The following is a 3,113-nucleotide window of genomic DNA, read 5'->3' as shown; positions in this document are numbered from 1 at the left end:
TGACCGCGCACGGTATACTCAACAATGAGCGTCTCGAACTGACCGCCTACACGCAGTTCTAGTCGACGAAGGCGACCACGGCAGTGCCATCGTCATGCGTACCGAAACCGTCAACAACGACTGCCACGTCGCTGGCAGCGATGCGGCCGGCAAGCTCCAGATCGCCAGTCAGGTTGACACCTATCTCGCGTGGCTGCAGGAACCTATGCAGAGCATCGAGCTATGCGGAATCGAGCGCGCCAGTGCTTCGTCGCCGGTTGGCGTCCCTGCCGATCGATACTGCACAGATGCCTGTACATCTACGCTCGCCCGCCTCTTTCGCTCGTGACCGGCGCCACCTGCCGGACGATCGCCAGACAGATCGGTGGCACGGCGCGCGTCGGCGATTTCCGGCAGATCGGCGTCCGGCCGCTCGCTCGATGACGAAAAGGGGGTCGTGCTGAAGGGGCGGCAGGTCTGCATTCCCGCACACGACCGCGTTCGCTGTCTCGATGCTCACGGAAGTCGCGTTGAATTTCGTCACCCTATCTCCTATGCTAAAAACAAAGCCTCGACGGAGGCTGTGCTGGCACCATTGAATTGATGGCTCGTTGCGGATGAGCCCAACAGAATAGGAGACATGCCATGAAAATCCTGACCGTCCTGATCTTTCTGGCCATGGCTGCCACGGTGGTATCCCTGGCTCTCGGCTTTTACTCCATGGAGCGCGGCGGAGAATACGACCGCGTTCATAGTACCCGCTATATGGTCATGCGGGTCGGTTTTCAGGGCATGACGCTGGCTCTGCTGGTGAGTGCGCTGTACTTCGCCGGAGTGTAGTCCTGGCATCGCCGGAGGCGGCAGGACCGGCGGGTGTGGCAGCGGAGGGGGGCGGCGTGGCAGTCCATGCCAGCCCCAAACAAGCCGATCTTTGTGCCGTGATGAAGGATGCTGACCTGTTTAACGACGGAATCAGCAGCGTTGCCCGCGCGCTGTCAGGAATGCTCAGTAACCCTGACTGCGCGTCGCCGAAGGCCGAGTAGGCCGTCATGATTTCTCGGCGTGATACGAGCAGCATTGCCAGGATCTGTGTCCCTCGCCCGGGATACTGGGCTGCGTTTCGGGATTGACCATTTGCCTGAGAGTAACGGATCGGGCTCCTGGACTCTGCTGCGTAGCCGACCTCAACGCTGGCGCGGCGCTGCCAGGCGTTTGAGCATGGCGCGTACGGCGGCGATCTGCAGGCCGTCACGGGTTGCGTAAGCGCTGCCGGAATAGCCCCACCAATCCCAACAGCCCGAGGGGTTGTATACCCATTTCCAGGACCCGAGGGCGAGGCCGCGGCGCGGTACGGTTTGCGGGTAGAGTACGATGATGCGGTTGTGGTCAGCCCAGGCATTGTACCCGGCGCCCTCGACGAAGCGTCGCCCGATCTGCTCGGCGTTCTGGCGACAGCCGTGAAAGGCGACATGCACCCGGCAGACCGCGCTGCGGCAGTCCTGCGGCACATAGACGTACGCCTCGTCGGCGAGTCCCGCATCGATCGCCTGGCCATCGACAAAAGGCCGTTGGTCGAACCTCAGGAGCTCGCCACGCGCTGATCCGCCCGCCGCTTGCAGTGGGCCGAGCATCTGGGCAAGCATTTCGCCGGCGGCGTCGAGATTGCCGCAACGGTTGATGAACGGTGCCTGCATGCTGCTGCAGGGATTGGCCTCGCGATCAGCGACAGAAATCATCGCGTGCGCGGCTTCAGGGACCTTGACGAAGCGAATCGCTGCCGGCGGCAGCCACTCGGCGTAGAAGGCCGCTAGCCGCTCGACGACTGCGGTATGCACGGTCTCATCCTTGCCGCCGGAGAGCAGCCAGACGCGGTCATCGCGCAGATGTTCGAGGGAATCGATGCGTCCGGCGAGCGCCAATGCCTCGGCATGCGCACGCAGTTCGGCGACTGATGGCAGTTCTGCCCAGGAGGACGGCGACATGCAGCGGGTGAGCGCGCGCAGGATCGAACCTGCGGCGCAGTCATACGGTCCGCCAGCGATGATGCCGGCGCCACGCACCAGTTGCGAATGCGCGACCTGGAACTGTACTGCCATGTAAGCGCCGGAAGAAACGCCGGAGACCGTCAGCTCGTGCAGGTCGGCGGCCAGTGCCGGCAGTTCGGGACCTGCACCCGGCAATAACGGTGCCGCGATGACGATCCGCAGGCCGAACATCAGGAGAACCGTGGCGGCAAGGCGATGCAGGAAAGCGGAGGTGATCATGGCCATGGCGTGGTGCAGCAGGTGGGAATGATGAAAATCTGGACAGCACATGCTAACAGCCTACATGGTCGTCCCTGGGTTTGCCAAGCATTCAGTTGATGAAGGTTGGAAGGGTAAAGATTGCCGCCATGGACTCATTGGGATTCCGAGTGAGGCCATACCTCTGTGCCTGATGTAATGGGCGGGTTGATGCCTCATCAGTCGGACGCGCTCGAAGCGCGAGGCTGCAATCAGCTTGAATCGACCCCGGTCTGATATGAAGGTGCGTGAGTATTCCCGGTTTGCCGTCATGGTCACCAACCAGATCGAGATTCTGGGCATAGTGGTGATGGCCGCCCTGAACGGCTACACTATTTGCGGCGGCCTCGAAATCGCCGAGGCCTCCATGTTGCTCAGGCTGTCGACCATGTTACCCAGCGCGCCCATCAGGCGGCCGAGTTCATCGTTGTCGTCATCGTGCGGAGCTCTTGACAGATCGCCACGGGCGACCGTCTCAGCCACCTTGATGGCGCACCGCATGCGCCCGACGACGCTGCGCATGACCATCCAGGCGATCAGCGCGGGTCAGTATGACCGCCATGGTGACGGTGAGAATCATGCGGCGCAGCGCCTCGGCGAGCGCCACGGCGGCCTTTTCGGCCACTTCGATGTTATTTCTGCTGTAACTCGATCAGCTTGCCGAAGCCCGCGACCGTCCTGGCGCTGAACGGCGTGGTGGTCTTGCCCCGCCAGTCGGCCGCCTTCTCGAGCTTGCACTCGCCATAGAGCTGGAACCATTTCGGTCGCGCGTTCATGTATACCGTGCGCGGTCACGATTGACTCTTCTGGAAGGTTTGGAAGTTCAGGGTCAATAGGGACTGTAGCGCCTTG

6 protein-coding genes are annotated in these 3,113 nt (G+C 62.2%); 2 read left to right on the top strand and 4 right to left on the bottom strand.

Annotated features, from left to right (window positions below; all coding sequences use genetic code 11):
• The first annotated feature begins 94 nt into the window (after positions 1-94).
• Complete coding sequence (locus tag AW06_RS19155) at positions 95-328, top strand: hypothetical protein (RefSeq protein ID WP_034953635.1); 234 nt, start codon at positions 95-97, stop codon at positions 326-328.
• 296 nt (positions 329-624) lie between these two features.
• Positions 625-819, top strand: a complete 195-nt coding sequence (locus tag AW06_RS19150; RefSeq protein WP_034953632.1) for a twin transmembrane helix small protein — start codon at positions 625-627, stop codon at positions 817-819.
• Positions 820-1,163: 344 nt separating this feature from the next.
• Here AW06_RS19150 and AW06_RS19145 read toward each other — a convergent pair whose 3' ends face one another.
• The 4 genes from AW06_RS19145 to AW06_RS21340 all read right to left on the bottom strand — a co-directional run bounded on the left by AW06_RS19145 (position 1,164) and on the right by AW06_RS21340 (position 3,037).
• Positions 1,164-2,249, bottom strand: a complete 1,086-nt coding sequence (locus AW06_RS19145; RefSeq protein ID WP_273704916.1) for a PHB depolymerase family esterase — start codon at positions 2,247-2,249, stop codon at positions 1,164-1,166.
• Between the two features lie 339 nt (positions 2,250-2,588).
• Positions 2,589-2,744, bottom strand: a complete 156-nt coding sequence (locus AW06_RS21350; protein ID WP_273704915.1) for a HAMP domain-containing protein — start codon at positions 2,742-2,744, stop codon at positions 2,589-2,591.
• The gene (locus tag AW06_RS21345; protein WP_171047450.1) at positions 2,737-2,886 is read right to left on the bottom strand and encodes a hypothetical protein; all 150 of its coding nucleotides are present in this window, start codon (positions 2,884-2,886) and stop codon (positions 2,737-2,739) included. Before AW06_RS21345 ends, AW06_RS21350 begins: the two co-directional genes overlap by 8 nt.
• 7 nt (positions 2,887-2,893) lie before the next feature.
• Positions 2,894-3,037, bottom strand: coding sequence for a hypothetical protein (locus AW06_RS21340; protein ID WP_273704914.1), 144 nt, complete (start codon positions 3,035-3,037; stop codon positions 2,894-2,896).
• Positions 3,038-3,113 lie beyond the last annotated feature (76 nt).

The organism is Candidatus Accumulibacter cognatus (assembly GCF_000584975.1).
Taxonomy (GTDB): Bacteria; Pseudomonadota; Gammaproteobacteria; order Burkholderiales; family Rhodocyclaceae; genus Accumulibacter; species Accumulibacter cognatus.
Note: the sequence above shows the minus strand (reverse complement) of the source record. Positions and strands in the feature narration are given on the sequence as shown.

Coding starts and splice junctions, on each gene's coding strand:
- AW06_RS19145 (WP_273704916.1), bottom strand. CDS start 2,249: ATGGCCATGATCACCTCCGCTTTCCTGCATCGCCTTGCCGCCACGGTT.
- AW06_RS19150 (WP_034953632.1), top strand. CDS start 625: ATGAAAATCCTGACCGTCCTGATCTTTCTGGCCATGGCTGCCACGGTG.
- AW06_RS21340 (WP_273704914.1), bottom strand. CDS start 3,037: ATGAACGCGCGACCGAAATGGTTCCAGCTCTATGGCGAGTGCAAGCTC.
- AW06_RS19155 (WP_034953635.1), top strand. CDS start 95: ATGCGTACCGAAACCGTCAACAACGACTGCCACGTCGCTGGCAGCGAT.